A 16,000-nucleotide genomic window follows, 5' to 3' on the forward strand; every position below is an offset into this window, starting at 1 on the left:
ACGATACTTTGCCGACAAAACCCGGCTCGCTATACTGCCCCACACTTTCATGCCATTAAGAGCCGAGCTCAGTGAACCGGCCCACGCCCGTCAAAGCAGACAACTTCTTCCTGATGATCTATCGTGCCCTGAGTCAACGTCGCGTGCCGCTGGCACTGCGCATCGCCTGCACCAACATATTCCTGGTGGCGCTGGCATTGGTGATCTACGCCTGCGTGATGGGCCTGCAGTTCAAGCAGGCCATGCACGAGCAGGCTGATGCCCTGGGCCAGAGCCTGACCACCCAGACCGCTACCTCGGCGACCGAGTTGCTGGTGGCCAACGACATCCTCAGCCTCAACGTGCTGCTCGGCAACCTGGTGAAGAACCCGCTGGTGGCCCATGCGGCGATCTACAGCGTGGACAACCGCATCCTCGCCGAAGCCGGCCAGCGCCCGCGCAACAGCCTGCTGGGCGAGGCCGAAGGCCTGTACCAGACCAAGATCACCTTCCAGGACGTGACCGCCGGGCAACTGCGCATCAGCCTGGACATGAGCCAGTTCCAGCAGCCGATGCTGATCAGCCTGCAAAGCATGGGCATTCTTGCCGCCATCCTGCTGGTACTGGCGCTGACCCTGAGCCTGCGCCAGGGTCGCTTCATCACCCTGCCGCTGCTGCAGCTGCGGGTGTGGCTGCGCGACCCGCAACCCTATACCCCGGCCACCGACCGCCAGGACGAGATCGGCGACATCGCCCGCCAGCTGCATGCGCGCCTGGCCCCACCGCCGCCACCTGAGCCAGAGCCTGAGGAAGAGGACGACGAGCAGTACGACGACCTGCACCACGCCGCGCCGGCAGCCAAGGCCGCACCGCGTACCAGGCTTGCCGCCCAGGCGGACGAGGATGACGACGAAGCTTTTGCCGGCCTGCTGGACGACGACAGCGCGCCCAAGGCCGCCGTGGTTGAATCCGACGAACCGCAGTACAGCGCCGTGCTCGCCGTGCAACTGGGTTCGCAGGAACAGCTTCGCCGCCTGCCGCGCACGCGCCTGACCGAACTGACCGAGCGCTACCGCGACTGCCTGGAGCACGCGGCCTCGCTCTACGACGGTGAAACCCACACGCTCAACGACGGCAGCACCCTGGTGCTGTTCCACAGCCGCGCCTGTGGCGAGGATTACCTGACCAATGCCATCTGCTGCGGCGAGCTGCTGCGCGCCCTGGGTCATGCCCTGCAGATCGAAGTGGCGGACAGTGGCATTACCTTGCAGTTGCAACTGGGCCTGGCCCTGGGCAACGACCTGCAGGGGCTGGAGCTGGTCGACCTGCTGATGGCCGAGAAGGCCCAGGACGCCCTGGCGCTGTCGCAGCACAGCCGCAACCTGTTGCTGGTGGAACGCCAGATCAGCGATGACACGCTAATTCGCCAACGCGCCCGCATTCGCCCGATTGCCAGCCCGGAAGGCGCCTGCTGCGTGGAGCGGCTGATGGAGCCCTACCCGTCGATGCTGGAGCGACAACTGGCGCGGATGCACGAACGCCGGGCGTGATACCGGGCTGGCCTCTTCGCGGGTAAACCCGCTCCCACAGGACCTGCGCCGAACCTGTGGGAGCGGGTTTACCCGCGAAGAGGCCGCTACAGGCAGTACAAAAACAGCAGATACGAAAAAGCCCGCAGCAATGCGGGCTTTTTCGTATCTGGCAGTTCGATCAGAACCGGTAGACTTCCATATCGGTACGAATCGGAGCAGCCATCGGAATCTTGGATTTCTCTGGCGTCTTCTTCACCTGCACCGGCGCAGCCGGCTTTTTAGGTGCCTCTTCGGCAATTGCTGGCTGGTTGGCCAGCGGCTTGACTGCCGTGCTCAGCTGTTCGGCCAGCTTCTGCAGCAATTGGCCCTGGGCCTGCACCTGCGACGCCTCGCTGCCCGCGTGCGGCTGCTCAAGGTGAACGATACGGTTGTCACGCACATGGCCACGGCGATCCAGCAAGCGCCACTGGGCATCCAGGATAGCCGGCTGGTCCTTGCCCGAGTCCAGGCGAGTGATCGACAGCAGCACTTGTACATCCGGGTTGAAACCGGCCACCGCCGGCGCCAGCACCACGCGCTGGCTGTCCAGGCGCCAGGCGAGCTGGCGCACCAGCAGCTGGTCGATATCCGACGAAAGGCTGCCAGCCCAACGACCGTCGGTCGCCGAGGTCAGGCTGCCGTCGGCCTGACGCTGCAGGAACGTCTCGCGTTGCAGGTAATCGGCCACCGATACCGGGCCGAGCACCACGGCCATGCCTGCACTCTGCGAAGGCTGGCCAGGATCACCACTGTCGAGCTGGTACAGGGCAACCGGCTGATGCATGGTGCACCCGCCAAGGCCCAGCAGGCCAGTCATCAACAGCGCAAATGGAAGGCGCAGAAATTTCATCATCCCATCCAGGCGGTCGCCAACAGGCTAACCGCAGTGATACATATAGATTCAAACGGGCACACGGCCACGCCGGCACCGCAAGGGCCATATCATCCGCGAAATAACCGTCCGACTCCAGCATTTCTGCCCGGAACGACGCTGAAATTGCCGTTCCAGACATTTCAACTGCTTACGCCGGCACTTCCACCTGCAACCCATCGACCCGCTGGAACCCACGCGGCAACTTGCTGCCGCGCCGTCCGCGCTCGCCCTTGTAATGCTCCAGGTCGTCCGCTTTCAGAGATAGGGTACGCTTGCCGGCTTGCAATACAAGTGTCGCGCCTTCGGCAATCACGGCCAGATCGGTCACAAATTCTTCACGGCTGGCCACCCGGTCGCCCGGCACACCGATGATCTTGTTGCCCTTGCCTTTGCCCAGCTGAGGCAGGTCGCTGACCTTGAACACCAGCAGGCGGCCTTCGCTGGTCACTGCCGCCAACCAGTCCTGCTCGCGGTTGGCCACCGGGCGCGGCGTCATGACCTTGGCACCGTTGGGCAGGCTGAGCAAACCCTTGCCGGCCTTGTTCTTGGCCTGCAAGTCTTCACCCTTGACCACGAAGCCGTAACCGGCGTCCGAAGCCACCACGTACAGCGCGTCGTCATCGGGCAACAGCACGCACTCGAAGGTGGCCCCCGGCGGTGGCGTCAGGCGGCCGGTCAGCGGTTCGCCCTGGCCACGCGCCGACGGCAGGCTATGGGCGGCCAGCGAGTAGCTGCGGCCAGTGGAGTCGATGAGCACCGCAAACTGGTTTGAACGCCCGGCGGCGGCGGCCTTGAAGCCATCGCCGGCCTTGTACGACAGGCCGGTGGCATCGATGTCGTGGCCTTTGGCGCAGCGCACCCAGCCCTTCTCCGACAGCACCACGGTGACCGGCTCGGTCGGCATCAGCTCGTTTTCCGACAGGGCCTTGGCTTCGGCGCGCTCTACGATCGGCGAGCGGCGGTCGTCGCCATAGGTTTCGGCATCCTTGATCAGCTCGCTGCGTACCAGTTTGCGCAGCTTGGCATCACTGCCCAGAAGGGCGAGCAGTTTGGCCTGCTCTTTCAGCAGTTCATCCTGCTCGCCGCGGATCTTCATCTCTTCCAGGCGCGCCAGCTGGCGCAGGCGGGTCTCGAGGATGTAGTCGGCCTGGATCTCGGTGAGGTCGAAACGGGCGATCAGGGCCTGCCTGGGCTGGTCCTCGGTACGGATGATGTGGATAACTTCATCCAGGTTGAGGAACGCGGTCAGCAAACCTTCCAACAGGTGCAGGCGCTTCTCCACCTTGTCCAGGCGGTGTTGCAGGCGGCGACGGACGGTAGCGGTACGGAATTCCAGCCACTCCAGCAGCAGCGCTCGCAGGTTCTTCAGCTGTGGCCGGCCGTCCAGGCCGATGATGTTGACGTTGACCCGATAGCTGCTCTCCAGGTCGGTGGTGGCAAACAGGTGCTGCATCAGTTCGTCGGCGTCCACGCGGTTGGAGCGCGGAATGATGACGATGCGGCACGGGTTCTCGTGGTCCGACTCGTCACGCAGGTCGGCGACCATCGGCAGCTTCTTGGCCTGCATCTGCGCGGCGATCTGCTCCAGCACCTTGGCCCCGGAGACCTGGTGCGGCAGCGCGGTGACGACAATGTCGCCATCCTCGACGCGGTACACGGCGCGCATGCGGATGGAGCCACGGCCACTTTCGTACATCTTGAGGATTTCTGCCCGCGGCGTGACGATCTCGGCCTCGGTCGGGTAATCCGGCCCCTGGATGTGCTCGCACAGTTGCTCGATGGTGGCCTTGGGCTCGTCGAGCAGGCGTACACAGGCTGTGGCGACTTCCCGCAGGTTGTGCGGCGGCACGTCGGTGGCCATGCCCACGGCGATACCGGTGGTGCCGTTGAGCAGAATATTAGGCAGGCGCGCCGGCAGCACGGCCGGCTCCTGCAGGGTGCCGTCGAAGTTCGGCACCCAGTCCACGGTACCTTGGCCAACTTCGCTGAGCAGTACCTCGGCGTAGCGCGACAGGCGCGCTTCGGTATATCGCATGGCGGCGAACGACTTCGGATCGTCCGGCGCACCCCAGTTGCCCTGGCCGTCGACCAGGGTGTAGCGGTAGCTGAACGGCTGCGCCATCAGCACCATGGCCTCGTAGCAGGCCGAGTCGCCATGGGGGTGGAACTTGCCGAGCACGTCACCGACGGTACGCGCCGATTTCTTGTGCTTGGCATCGGCATCGAGCCCCAACTCGCTCATGGCGTAGACGATGCGTCGCTGCACCGGCTTCAGGCCATCGCCGATGTGCGGCAGGGCGCGGTCCATGATCACGTACATGGAATAGTTGAGGTAGGCCTGTTCGGTGAAGTCAGCCAGCGAGCGGCGTTCTACGCCGTCCAGGCTGAGTTCCAGTGAGTCGCTCATGCGGGCCTCGTCATTTCAGGTTCTGGCGCAGCAGCATGGTGCCGCCGCGCTGGGTAAATTCAAGTTGTTTCAGGGCACTCATGCCCAGCAATACGGTCTGCCCGTCCAGGCCCGGCACCACGATGGCGCGCACGTCCTGCAGGCGGATATCCCCCAACTGCAGGCTGGCCAGCCGCGTGCGGTAGCCTTCGGTACGGCCGTTGGCGGTACTGAGCTGCACCGGGCTGCCGCGCTCCAGGCCCAGTTCACGCCCCAACGCCTCGGGGATGGCCACGTCGGTGGCACCGGTGTCGAGCATGAAATGCACCGTCTGCCCGTTGATCGCGCCATCCATCACAAAGTGGCCCTGGCCGTTGCCCAGCAGGCGCACCTCGACAAAGCCTTCGCCATGCGACGACTGCACCAGGGCATTGGGGTTGCGCTGGCTGTCTTCCCATTGGCCGAAGAAGCGCGTAGCAAGGAACAGCGCCGCCGCCCAGGCGACGATCATCAGTACCTTGCCAGCCCGCTTGCCCGGTGCCTGGCTCATGGCTTGGCGCTCCAGCCGCCTTCCGGCGCGTCGAAGCGCCAGACGATCGGGCGTGCCTCGCCATCGGCGCGGGCGCCGTTGTTGTTGTCCAAACCGATCCAGGCTCCCTTGGCATCGATCACCAGGGCCTCGGCCAGGCCGAACGGCTGTTGATAGCGGCGCGACTCGACCAGGGCATCGGCAGCAAACGACCAGCAGCGCTCGACCTTGCCGCTGTCGGTATCCCGCCGGCAGACTCGGTAAGCGTTGCGTTCGAGCGTGAACAGCTTGCCCTCGAACCAGGCCAGGTCGGCGAAGTCGCGTGACAGCGCCTGGGCATTGGGCATCTGCGCAGGCTGCATTTCGACGCCAGCCTCGCTCAGCAGCACGCAGCTGCGTCCGCAGGTCCATACCGATTGCTGGCGCTCGATGGCCACCAGGCCACGGCGCTCGCGCTCGGCGGCCAGCCACAGGCGGTCGCCCGCCGGGTTGATCGCCAGGCCCTCGAACAAGGCGTTGAAGTTCAACAGCATGCCACTGGCCCGGGCCTGACGAACCATGGCCGGGTCAATCTTCAACCAGTCCGGCTCGCCTTCCAGCGGCAGTTGCAGCACCGCCGCATGGGCCTCGCTGACCAGGTACAGGTTGCCCGCCTGATCACAGGTGATGCCTTCGAAATCCAGTTCACCACCGCGGATGTAGGAAGCCGCCCAGTTACGCGACTTCAGGCCCCACGGCAGGCCACTTTCCGGCACCGCTGGCGCGGTGAAGGTGAGCGGCTGCGCGCGCCAGGTCGGGTTTTGCCGGTCGAAGCGGTAGATGCGGTCGTCGTCGCGGTCGGACACACCCCACAGCCCGCCCCGGCATTCCACCAGGCCAGACAGGTTGCCACCGCGCATGCCGTCGATCGGGTGCTCGGCGCTCAGCTTCAGCTCTGGCCAGTTGCCCGCCAGGCTCGGCAGGGCAACCAGCGCCAGGCAGGCAGCCAGAAGCCGCCGAATCAAACCATGACCTCGGCCAGGTTGCCTTTGGTTTCCAGCCAGCTCTTGCGGTCGCCCGCGCGCTTCTTGGCCAACAGCTTGTCCATCAGCTCGCAGGTGGCCTGCACATCGTCCAGGGTCAGTTGCACCAGGCGCCGGGTGTTCGGGTCCATGGTGGTTTCGCGCAGCTGTGGCGGGTTCATTTCGCCCAGGCCCTTGAAGCGGGTGACCTGTGGCTTGCCGCGTTTCTTCTCGGCCACCAGGCGATCGAGGATACCGTCACGCTCGGCCTCGTCGAGGGCGTAGTAGATTTCCTTGCCCAGGTCGATGCGGTACAGCGGCGGCATGGCCACGTACACATGCCCGGCCTCGACCAGCGCGCGGAAGTGCTGGACGAACAGTGCGCACAGCAGCGTGGCGATGTGCAGGCCGTCGGAGTCGGCGTCGGCAAGGATGCAGATCTTGCCGTAGCGCAGCTGCGCAAGGTCGGTAGCCCCAGGGTCGACGCCAATGGCCACGGCGATGTTGTGCACCTCCTGGCTGGCCAGAACTTCGCCACCGTCCACTTCCCAGGTGTTCAGGATTTTGCCACGCAGCGGCAGGATCGCCTGGAACTCCTTGTCACGCGCCTGCTTGGCCGAGCCACCGGCCGAGTCACCCTCGACCAGGAACAGTTCGGCGCGCATCGGGTCCTGGCCGGCGCAATCGGCCAGTTTGCCGGGGAGCGCCGGGCCCTGGGTGATGCGCTTGCGCTCGACCTTCTTGCTGGCTTTCAGGCGGCGCCCGGCGTTGCTGATGGCCAGCTCCGCCAGCTGCATGCCCAGCTCGGGGTGGGCGTTGAGCCACAGGCTGAAGGCGTCCTTGACCACGCCGGAAACGAAGGCAGCCGCTTCGCGCGACGACAGCCGCTCCTTGGTCTGCCCGGAGAATTGCGGGTCCTGCATTTTCATCGACAGCACGAAGGTGATGCGTTCCCAGACGTCTTCCGGCGCCAGCTTCACGCCACGCGGCAGCAGGTTGCGAAACTCGCAGAACTCCCGCATGGCATCCAGCAGGCCCTGCCGCAGGCCGTTGACGTGGGTGCCGCCCTGGGCGGTAGGGATCAGGTTGACGTAGCTTTCCTGGATGCTGTCGCCGCCTTCGGGCAACCACAGCAAGGCCCAGTCCACCGCCTCCTTGTTACCGGCCAGGCTGCCGCAGAACGGCTCGTCGGGCAGGCGCTGGAACTCGTTGACCGAATCGACCAGGTAAGAACGCAGGCCGTCTTCATAGTGCCACTCGACCTTCTCGCCACTGGCCTTGTCCTCGAAGCTGACCAGCAGGCCCGGGCACAGCACGGCCTTGGCCTTGAGCACGTGCTTGAGGCGGCTGATGGAGAACTTCGGCGAATCGAAGTACTTGGGGTCGGGGCTGAAGTATACGCTGGTGCCGGTGTTGCGCTTGCCAACCGAACCGACCACTTCCAGCTCGCTGGCCTTGAAACCATCGGCGAAGGTCATCTGGTATTCGTTGCCGTCACGTTTGACGCGCACGCGCACCTGGGTCGACAGGGCGTTGACCACCGAAATGCCCACGCCGTGAAGGCCACCGGAGAACTGGTAGTTCTTGTTGGAGAACTTGCCGCCGGCGTGCAGCTTGGTGAGGATCAGCTCGACCCCGGACACGCCCTCTTCCGGGTGGATATCCACCGGCATGCCACGGCCGTCATCGCTGACTTCCAGCGAGTGGTCGGCATGGAGGATGACCTGCACCGAACGGGCGTGACCGGCCAGGGCTTCGTCGACGCTGTTGTCGATGACTTCCTGGGCCAGGTGGTTGGGGCGGCTGGTATCGGTGTACATGCCCGGCCGCTTGCGGACCGGGTCAAGGCCCGAGAGGACTTCGATGGCGTCTGCGTTATAGGCGCTAGCGCTGGGAGTGGCCATAGGGTCTCGTCGTCAGTCTGGTGAATGCAAAAAAGTCAAAATACAGAAAAATCGAGCGCCGCATACTGCCCACGGGCAATGCCGGCAAAGGCCAGCAGGGCCGGCAGGCGCTCGGCGAAGCCCTGGAAGCTGTGGTCGCCGCCGGCCTGGATGCGCAGCGCACAAGCACGGTAATAGCGCTCGGCATGGCGATAGTCCAAGGTTTCATCGGCGGTTTGCAGCCACACTTGATAGCGGCTGGGGTCCACCGGGGCCGGTACTTCAAGCTCGGCCAGGGCCTGCACGTGATCTAGGGTCAGCTCCCAGGTTTCGTCGGTATAGTGGTTGCGCTGGGCACCCAGGTAGCCGTCGAAATGCTTGTGCGGGGTTACCGCCGGGTTGATCAGCAGGGCCTTGAGACCATGGCGCTCGGCCAGATGAGTGGCATAGTAGCCGCCGAGCGAACTGCCCACCAGTAATGGCGCGCCGAGTTCGGCGATGGCCGCTTCGAGCTGGGCAATGGCCTGGCGTGGGTGATGGTGCAACGCGGGCACCCGCAGCTGATCGGCCAGGCCGAGGCGCTGCATGACAGCTTCGAGTTGGCGCGCCTTGGTTGAGAGTGGCGAGCTGTTGAAGCCATGGATATAGAGGATGGAACCCGACATGCTGCCCCCGGAATCTGTGGCTTCGCGCCCGGTGAGACGGGCGCAGGGACGCGCAGTGTAGCGCGTTCGCCGGGTTTTGACGCAGTGTCACGGGTTTCGCAACAATTTCTTCACCGAGCACCGCAGCAAGACTGGACCTGTGGGAGCGGGCGTGCCCGCGAACACCGGCGCAGCCGGTGCCTGCCACCGCGTTGAATTCTTCGCGGGCACGCCCGCTCCCACAGAGATTTGTGCAGATTTCGAGTGTTTTAATAACCTGGGCTTTCGAAGTCGAGCTTCACTTCGAAGCCCAGCGCCCGCTCCACTCCAGTCTCCAACCGCCCGTCGGCGTGCAGGCGCAGCCAGCGATACCCAGGCTGTTCCTCGCTCACCTTGAAGTCCTCGCTACGCGCCGCGAACTGGATGCAGGTCGACGGCGTGGCCAGCAGACGCCGGCCGTTGCGCACTTCATCCCATTCTTGGTGCACATGCCCCCACAGCAACGCCCGCACCTGCGGATAACGTTCGACGATATCGAACAGTGCCTGAGCATTGCGCAAGCCTATCGGCGCAATCCACGCACAGCCGATATCTACCGGCTGATGGTGCAAGCACACCAGGCAATGCCGCTCGCCCGCCTCTTGCAAGGCCGCCTCCAGCACTGCCAGCTGGTCATCGGTCAAAAAACCATGGGTAGCGCCGTGCACAGCCGTGTTGAGCATGACGATTCGCCAAGCCCCCATATCGGTCACCGCCTGCACCAGCTCGGGCGCCACCTGCACCATCACCTGAGCCTCATCGTGATTGCCCGGCAACCAGCGGGTGGCCACGGCAAACGGCGCGGTCAGCTCACGGAATGCTTCATAAGAGGCAACACTGGCGTCCTGCGAAAGGTCACCGGTGCACAGCAGCAGGTCGACAAGCGGTTGCTCCCGCCGCACCTGGGCCACTACATGGCGCAGGCTGTCTCGGGTATTGAGGCCCAGCATGCTGCCCGCCGGGTCGGCAAACAGGTGGGCATCGGTCAGTTGCACCACATGCACGGGGCGCGTTTGGTCTGGCTGCGGCAACGGCCGTCTCCTCGAACGGATTCAGCGCGAATTATGGCTGTACAACGGTTACGCGCAAACACTCGTAACCCAACCACGTCACAATTCAGCGAACGCTTGCCAGCTCATGGCCACAGGCCAGGCAATGACTCAGCCATTCACCGAGGAACAGGTTGAGCTGGGCCTTTTCGTCCGGCTGGTGCATGGCTTCGTTGGGATAGGGGTAGATGCTGCGCAGACGCCGGGTGTGTTCGGCACTGACCACCTCGGCCATGCGCGCATCGTGGTACACCTGCACTTCCAGGTGTGGCACCGGCAACCACGGCAGGCTGTGCTCCTGGCGCACGTGCAGGGTGGTGGTGTACGGGCAGGCCAGCACCACGTCGAGGACCAGCACGCCAAGCATCTGGTCGCCCTGGGTCATGCCGATGCGGCGCGAACTCTGGGTGGTGCGCATGTCGGGCAACAGGCGCATCAGCCGGGCGTAGTTGGCCTCGCAGGCTGCCTGCAGCCCGACCAGGTCGACCCGATAACGCTCGCGCAGCAGGTTCACTTCCACATACCTCGTACTTCGTCACGGTTCAGCGCCAGCCATTGCAGGCCGATGATAGTCGCCGCATTGCAAACACGCCCGTCGCGCACGGCTTGCATGGCATCCTCGAACGACCAGACCCTCACGCGAATGTCTTCGCCTTCTTCTTCCAGGCCATGCAGACCGCCCGCGCCTTCACTGCTGCAGCGACCGAGGAACAGGTGGACATACTCGTCACTGCCACCAGGCGACGGGAAGTAGCGGGTCATCGGCCACAGTGCGCTGAAGGCCAGGCCGGCTTCTTCTTCGGCTTCGCGGTGGGCGACCTGTTCAGGCTGCTCGTCCTTGTCGATCAGCCCGGCGACCATCTCGATCAGCCACGGGTTGTCGATCTTGCCCATGGCCCCCACCCGGAACTGCTCGATCAGCACCACTTCATCGCGTTGCGGGTCATAGGGCAGCACGCACACCGCATCATGGCGCACGAACAGCTCGCGGCTGATTTCGCGGCCCATGCCACCGGCGAACAACTCGTGGCGCAGGTGCACCTTGTCGAGCTTGTAGAAGCCCTGGAAGCAGTTATCCCGCTTGACGATCTCGACCGCCCTGGGCACTGAGTTCAACGTGTCTGACATGGGAATCCTCATTACCTCGCCTACAGCATCGCGCCATCCTACTCTCCACGCCAGCGGGTTTCACCCCTTTCCAGTAACCGTTCGCGCACTCGGGACAGCGCGCCTTCTCTCTGTTAGCTTAGTGGCGAACTGAAGGCCGCGCAGACGGTCAAAGGCCGACTTTTCCCTGTTCTGCAAGGATTCCCATGACACTTGTCAAACTGACTTCCGTGGCTGTGCTGGCCCTGGCACTGGGTGCCTGCCAAAGCCTGTTCACGCCCAACTACCGGGCGCCGCTCGAGGTCAAGCGTGATGCCTGGGAGCATGTCAAACCCGGCTGCAGCGAAAGCGACTGCCCGCTGGTGAACATCGACATGATCCACTTCCCGGCCTTGCCCAAGCTTGATGGCATCGTCGAGAAACGCCTGCTGCAACTGACCGAAGACAACCAGCGCGGCAACGCACCCGCCACCCTGCAAGCCTACGAGCAGCAGTACCTGGCCAGCGCCGACAAGCGCAACAGCAGCTACCTGCAGGCCAAGGTACGCGAGCAGCATGACGGGCTGGTGATCATCGAACTGTCCAGCTACCTGGACAGCGGCGGCGCCCACGGCATGCCCGGGCGCGGGTTCATCAACTATTCGCGCAAGCTGGACAAGGTGCTGACCCTGCAGGACATGCTGGTGGCCGGCCAGGAAGACACCTTCTGGAAAACCGTGGAGGAGTCGCACCGCGCCTGGCTTATCAGCGTAGGCATGGACAAGGACGCCGAGTTCATCAAGACCTGGCCGTTCAAGCAGTCGCCGCACGTCGCCCTGACGTACGGCGCGGTGGTGGTCAAGTACGAGGTCTACACCATCGCGCCCTACTCCATGGGCCACGTGGAATTGAAGATCCCCTACCCGCGCCTGAATGGCGTGCTCAAGCCTGAACTGTTTCCCGGCCGCGGCTGAAGCTCAGCAGCCCGTGCAGTAGCCCTGCCAGCAGCAATGCCGGCAGGGTCGCCCCCAGGTCCGGCGCCTGCGCGGCGATCACATGGTACGCCACCACGCCGACCACCCAGGCCAGCAGTGCCTGCCAGTGCAAGCCATTCACCTGTGCTGGCAGGCGGCGGCGACGGATCACGTAGTGGTCCACCAATACCACACCGAACAGCGGTGCAAACACCGAACCGATCAGCAGCAGGAAGTTCTCGTACTGTGCCAGTGGCGCCAGCAGGGCAATCAGCGTGCACAGCACGCCAATGGCCAGCGCCAGGTGCTCGACCTTCAGGCGCACCAGCACGCCGGTGGAAACGGCCGCCGAGTGAATGTCGGCAAAAGCCTTTTCCGACTCGTCCAGCAGAATCAGCAGCAGCGGAATGCCCATGCCGGCGCCCGCCAGGGCCAGCAGCAGGGCGTTGGCTTCGCCACTGCCGGCAAAGGCCAGGGTGTAGCCCACGCCCAGGCTCATCAGCCAGGTGTTGCCGATGAAGTAGCCCAGCACCGTGCCGCCGAATACAGGTTTGCCGTTGCGGGCAAAACGCGAGTAGTCGGCGATCAGCGGCAACCAGGACAGCGGCATGGCGATGGCGATGTCGAAGCCCACGGCCAGCGACATCGAACCGTCGCCGGCGCGGTTCCACAGTGCCGTCAGGTCGGCCTTGGCGAACAAGTTCCAGGTCAGCCACAGGCAAGCACCCAGCAGCAGCCAGATACCCCAGGCGCGCAGCACCTTGCGCACGAACGCCAGTGGCCCACCGACCGCGAGCAAGGTGGCCAGGGCGCCGAAGCACAGGGTCCAGAGCATCGGACTGTTCCAGGCACTGGCTTCGCCGAACGCCCGCGCACCCAGCAGGCTGGCGGCATCGCGCATGACGATGATCTCGAACGCGCCCCAGCCCACCAGTTGCAGCAGGTTGAGCAGCGCCGGCAAGCGCGCGCCATGGGCGCCCAGGCTGAGTTTCAGGGTGCCCATCGCCGACAGGCCGGTGTCGCTGCCGATGACACCGGCAGCCCCCAGCAACAGCACACCCACACCGGTGCCCAGGGCAATGGCCAGCACTGCGCCAGCAAGGCCCAGACCAGGTGCCAGCATGGCGCCGACCTGCAGCACCATAAGGCCGATGCCGAGGGAGAACCATAGCGAGAACAGGTCGCGGGCGCCGAAGATGCGCTGGGCGATGGGGACCGGGTGATCGGGGGAGAATTGGCTGGGAGTGGTCATTGTTATTTTCGCCGGAAGAATGAGGAGTTGCACACAGCATTCTGTGGGAGCGGGCGTGCCCGCGAACAAGGGCGAAGCCCTTGCCATGCACCGCGGTGCTTGCTTCGCGGGCACGCCCGCTCCCACAGGGTAAGGTGCTGCGGCTTAGACTTTGTGGTACAGCTGACTGCCTTCCTGGCGGAACCGCTCGGCCTGCTCGCGCATGCCTTGCTCGACCGTCACATCCACGGTTTCGATCTTGGCGGCGTACTCACGTACTTCCTGGGTGATCTTCATCGAGCAGAACTTCGGCCCGCACATCGAGCAGAAGTGCGCGACCTTCGCCGATTCCTTCGGCAGGGTCTCATCGTGGTAGGCGCGGGCGGTGTCCGGGTCCAGGCCGAGATTGAACTGGTCTTCCCAACGGAACTCGAAGCGCGCCTTGGACAAGGCGTTGTCACGAATCTGCGCGCCCGGGTGACCCTTGGCAAGGTCGGCAGCGTGAGCAGCGATCTTGTAGGTGATGATGCCGGTCTTCACGTCATCCTTGTTCGGCAGGCCCAGGTGTTCCTTGGGTGTGACGTAGCAGAGCATGGCGCAACCGAACCAGCCGATCATCGCCGCGCCAATGCCCGAGGTGATGTGGTCGTAGCCAGGGGCGATGTCAGTAGTCAGCGGGCCGAGGGTGTAGAACGGCGCCTCGTCGCAGCATTCCAGCTGCTTGTCCATGTTCTCCTTGATCAGTTGCATCGGCACGTGGCCGGGGCCTTCGATCATGCACTGCACGTCGTGCTTCCAGGCGATCTTGGTCAGCTCGCCGAGGGTCTCCAGTTCACCGAACTGCGCGGCATCGTTGGCGTCGGCAATAGAGCCGGGGCGCAGGCCGTCGCCCAGCGAGAAGCTGACGTCGTAGGCCTTCATGATTTCGCAGATTTCTTCGAAGTGGGTGTACAGGAAGTTTTCCTTGTGATGCGCCAGGCACCACTTGGCCATGATCGAGCCACCGCGGCTGACGATACCGGTGACGCGCTTGGCGGTCAGCGGCACATAGCGCAGCAGTACACCGGCGTGGATGGTGAAATAGTCCACGCCCTGCTCGGCCTGCTCGATCAAGGTGTCGCGGAACAGCTCCCAGGTCAGGTCTTCGGCCACGCCGTTGACCTTTTCCAGGGCCTGGTAGATCGGCACGGTGCCGATCGGTACCGGCGAGTTGCGGATGATCCACTCGCGGGTTTCGTGAATGTGCTTGCCGGTGGACAGGTCCATGACCGTGTCCGAACCCCAGCGGATGCCCCAGGTCAGCTTGGCCACTTCTTCCTCGATCGAGGAACCCAGGGCGCTGTTGCCGATATTGCCGTTGATCTTCACCAGGAAGTTGCGGCCGATGATCATCGGCTCCACTTCCGGGTGGTTGATGTTGGCCGGGATGATCGCGCGGCCACGGGCGATTTCCTGGCGAACGAACTCGGGGGTGATCTCTTTCGGAATGTTGGCCCCGAAACTGTGGCCGGCGTGCTGCTCGTCGAGCAGGCCGGCGGCGCGTGCCTCCTGCAGCTTCATGTTTTCGCGGATGGCCACGTACTCCATCTCGGCGGTGATGATGCCCTGGCGGGCATAGTGCATCTGCGAGACGTTGGCGCCCGCCTTGGCACGGCGCGGGTTGCGCACATGGGCGAAACGCAGCTTGGCGAGTTCCGCATCGTTCAGGCGCTGCTGGCCGAAATCGGAGCTCAGGCCGGCCAGGCGCTCGGTGTCACCGCGCGCCTCGATCCAGGCCGAACGCACATCGGCCAGGCCCTTGCGTACGTCGATGACGACGTTGGGGTCGGTGTACGGGCCGGAGGTATCGTAGACCAGCACCGGGGCATTGGCCTCGCCACCGAAATCGGTCGGGGTGTCGTCCAGGCTGATTTCACGCATGGGCACGCGGATGTCCGGGCGCGAGCCTTCGACATAGACCTTGCGTGAACGCGGGAACGGTTGCACGGACTGCTGATCGACTTGTGCCGATTCGCTGAGGTTGATCGCTTTTTCTTGTTTGGTCATCACAGGCTCTCCAGACGGCTTCCTACGCAGTGGAATGTCGGGGTGAACCTGAAAGGCGCGGACGCACCCTGTTGATGGGGTGCAGTGCCGGATATTGGGGTGCCTGAAGCTGCATGCAGCTGTGGACATTCCCGGACCTGGCACAAGAGGCTCCCCGGGAAGGCGAGCAATCTTGTTCCCTACGCAGGCGCTAACCTGATCAGGTTCAACGGGATCCGCAACTTTGCGATCTCAGCCTTTGCTTCAAGGCACCCCGACAAGAACATGCGCAGTCTAGACTGGAGTGGTCGGCAAAGCCAAGCGGGTAAATGCGCGGATGATGAAAGGCACCCCGAGCGATTGTTGCCGGGTGCGCATGGCACTACACTGGCCCGTCGCTCGATACTCAACAGTTCAGTAATTAAATTTCGTACAAGGATTGCCTTTATGCTGCGCAAACTTTCACTGGCGATAGCCGTGTCTTGTGCGTCCAACGGAGTGGTCTGGGCAGCGGACGTGCCTCAAACAGTCAAGACCGACCTGGTCAGCGTCTACCAGGAAGCGGTCGACAACAACGCGGACCTGGCTGCGGCCCGCGCCGATTACGGCGCCCGCCGCGAAGTGGTGCCACAGGCCCGCGCCGGGTTGCTGCCCAACCTTTCGGCAGGTGCCGAAATGCTGAACACCCGCACCAAGCTGGACGAACCATCGGCCACCAGCAACCGCAGC

General features: G+C 64.1%; 14 protein-coding genes and 1 riboswitch. Of the genes, 3 read left to right on the plus strand and 11 right to left on the minus strand.

Annotated elements, in window-relative coordinates; all coding sequences use genetic code 11:
* Positions 1-71: 71 nt before the first annotated feature.
* On the plus strand, positions 72-1,529 hold the full coding sequence (locus tag CAF70_RS24980; RefSeq protein WP_085627282.1) for an AhpA/YtjB family protein: 1,458 nt from the start codon (positions 72-74) through the stop codon (positions 1,527-1,529).
* 160 nt (positions 1,530-1,689) lie between these two features.
* Here the strand turns inward: CAF70_RS24980 and CAF70_RS24985 are convergent, their stop codons facing one another.
* The 9 genes from CAF70_RS24985 to CAF70_RS25030 all read right to left on the minus strand — a co-directional run bounded on the left by CAF70_RS24985 (position 1,690) and on the right by CAF70_RS25030 (position 11,083).
* Entirely contained in the window at positions 1,690-2,400 is a 711-nt protein-coding gene (locus CAF70_RS24985) for a membrane integrity-associated transporter subunit PqiC (protein WP_085627283.1), read from the minus strand.
* A 172-nt stretch (positions 2,401-2,572) separates the two neighbouring features.
* The gene (parC, locus tag CAF70_RS24990) at positions 2,573-4,831 is read right to left on the minus strand and encodes a DNA topoisomerase IV subunit A (RefSeq protein WP_085627284.1); all 2,259 of its coding nucleotides are present in this window, start codon (positions 4,829-4,831) and stop codon (positions 2,573-2,575) included.
* Between the two features lie 10 nt (positions 4,832-4,841).
* Positions 4,842-5,360 carry a TIGR02281 family clan AA aspartic protease gene (locus CAF70_RS24995; protein ID WP_085627285.1) on the minus strand — a complete coding sequence of 173 codons (519 nt, stop codon included), beginning with the start codon at positions 5,358-5,360 and terminating at the stop codon, positions 4,842-4,844.
* The gene (locus tag CAF70_RS25000; protein WP_085627286.1) at positions 5,357-6,343 is read right to left on the minus strand and encodes an esterase-like activity of phytase family protein; all 987 of its coding nucleotides are present in this window, start codon (positions 6,341-6,343) and stop codon (positions 5,357-5,359) included. Before CAF70_RS25000 ends, CAF70_RS24995 begins: the two co-directional genes overlap by 4 nt.
* Positions 6,340-8,244, minus strand: a complete 1,905-nt coding sequence (gene parE / locus CAF70_RS25005) for a DNA topoisomerase IV subunit B (protein ID WP_015272020.1) — start codon at positions 8,242-8,244, stop codon at positions 6,340-6,342. The genes CAF70_RS25000 and parE overlap by 4 nt, the downstream gene beginning before the upstream one ends.
* Positions 8,245-8,279: 35 nt before the next feature.
* A complete protein-coding gene (locus CAF70_RS25010; RefSeq protein ID WP_085627287.1) occupies positions 8,280-8,888 on the minus strand; it encodes a YqiA/YcfP family alpha/beta fold hydrolase in 609 nt (202 codons plus the stop codon).
* Between the two features lie 248 nt (positions 8,889-9,136).
* The gene (gene cpdA / locus CAF70_RS25020) at positions 9,137-9,937 is read right to left on the minus strand and encodes a 3',5'-cyclic-AMP phosphodiesterase (protein ID WP_085627288.1); all 801 of its coding nucleotides are present in this window, start codon (positions 9,935-9,937) and stop codon (positions 9,137-9,139) included.
* Positions 9,938-10,022: 85 nt separating this feature from the next.
* Positions 10,023-10,475, minus strand: coding sequence for a DUF1249 domain-containing protein (locus tag CAF70_RS25025; RefSeq protein ID WP_016501905.1), 453 nt, complete (start codon positions 10,473-10,475; stop codon positions 10,023-10,025).
* Positions 10,466-11,083: an NUDIX domain-containing protein gene (locus tag CAF70_RS25030; protein ID WP_085627289.1), complete on the minus strand. Its 618-nt coding sequence runs from the start codon at positions 11,081-11,083 to the stop codon at positions 10,466-10,468. The genes CAF70_RS25025 and CAF70_RS25030 overlap by 10 nt, the downstream gene beginning before the upstream one ends.
* 185 nt (positions 11,084-11,268) lie before the next feature.
* Between CAF70_RS25030 and CAF70_RS25035 the strand changes: the two genes are divergently transcribed.
* The gene (locus CAF70_RS25035; protein ID WP_085627290.1) at positions 11,269-12,015 is read left to right on the plus strand and encodes an RsiV family protein; all 747 of its coding nucleotides are present in this window, start codon (positions 11,269-11,271) and stop codon (positions 12,013-12,015) included.
* Here CAF70_RS25035 and cytX read toward each other — a convergent pair.
* On the minus strand, positions 11,984-13,267 hold the full coding sequence (gene cytX / locus CAF70_RS25040; protein ID WP_085627291.1) for a putative hydroxymethylpyrimidine transporter CytX: 1,284 nt from the start codon (positions 13,265-13,267) through the stop codon (positions 11,984-11,986). The genes CAF70_RS25035 and cytX overlap by 32 nt on opposite strands.
* Before the next feature lie 144 nt (positions 13,268-13,411).
* On the minus strand, positions 13,412-15,292 hold the full coding sequence (thiC, locus tag CAF70_RS25045; protein WP_085627292.1) for a phosphomethylpyrimidine synthase ThiC: 1,881 nt from the start codon (positions 15,290-15,292) through the stop codon (positions 13,412-13,414).
* A 159-nt stretch (positions 15,293-15,451) separates the two neighbouring features.
* Positions 15,452-15,558, minus strand: a riboswitch (TPP riboswitch).
* Positions 15,559-15,718: 160 nt separating this feature from the next.
* Between thiC and CAF70_RS25050 the strand changes: the two genes are divergently transcribed.
* Positions 15,719-16,000: TolC family protein (locus CAF70_RS25050; protein WP_158090948.1), on the plus strand; the 282-nt coding region annotated here is incomplete at its 3' end.

The organism is Pseudomonas sp. B19(2017), assembly GCF_002113165.1.
GTDB lineage: Bacteria > Pseudomonadota > Gammaproteobacteria > Pseudomonadales > Pseudomonadaceae > Aquipseudomonas.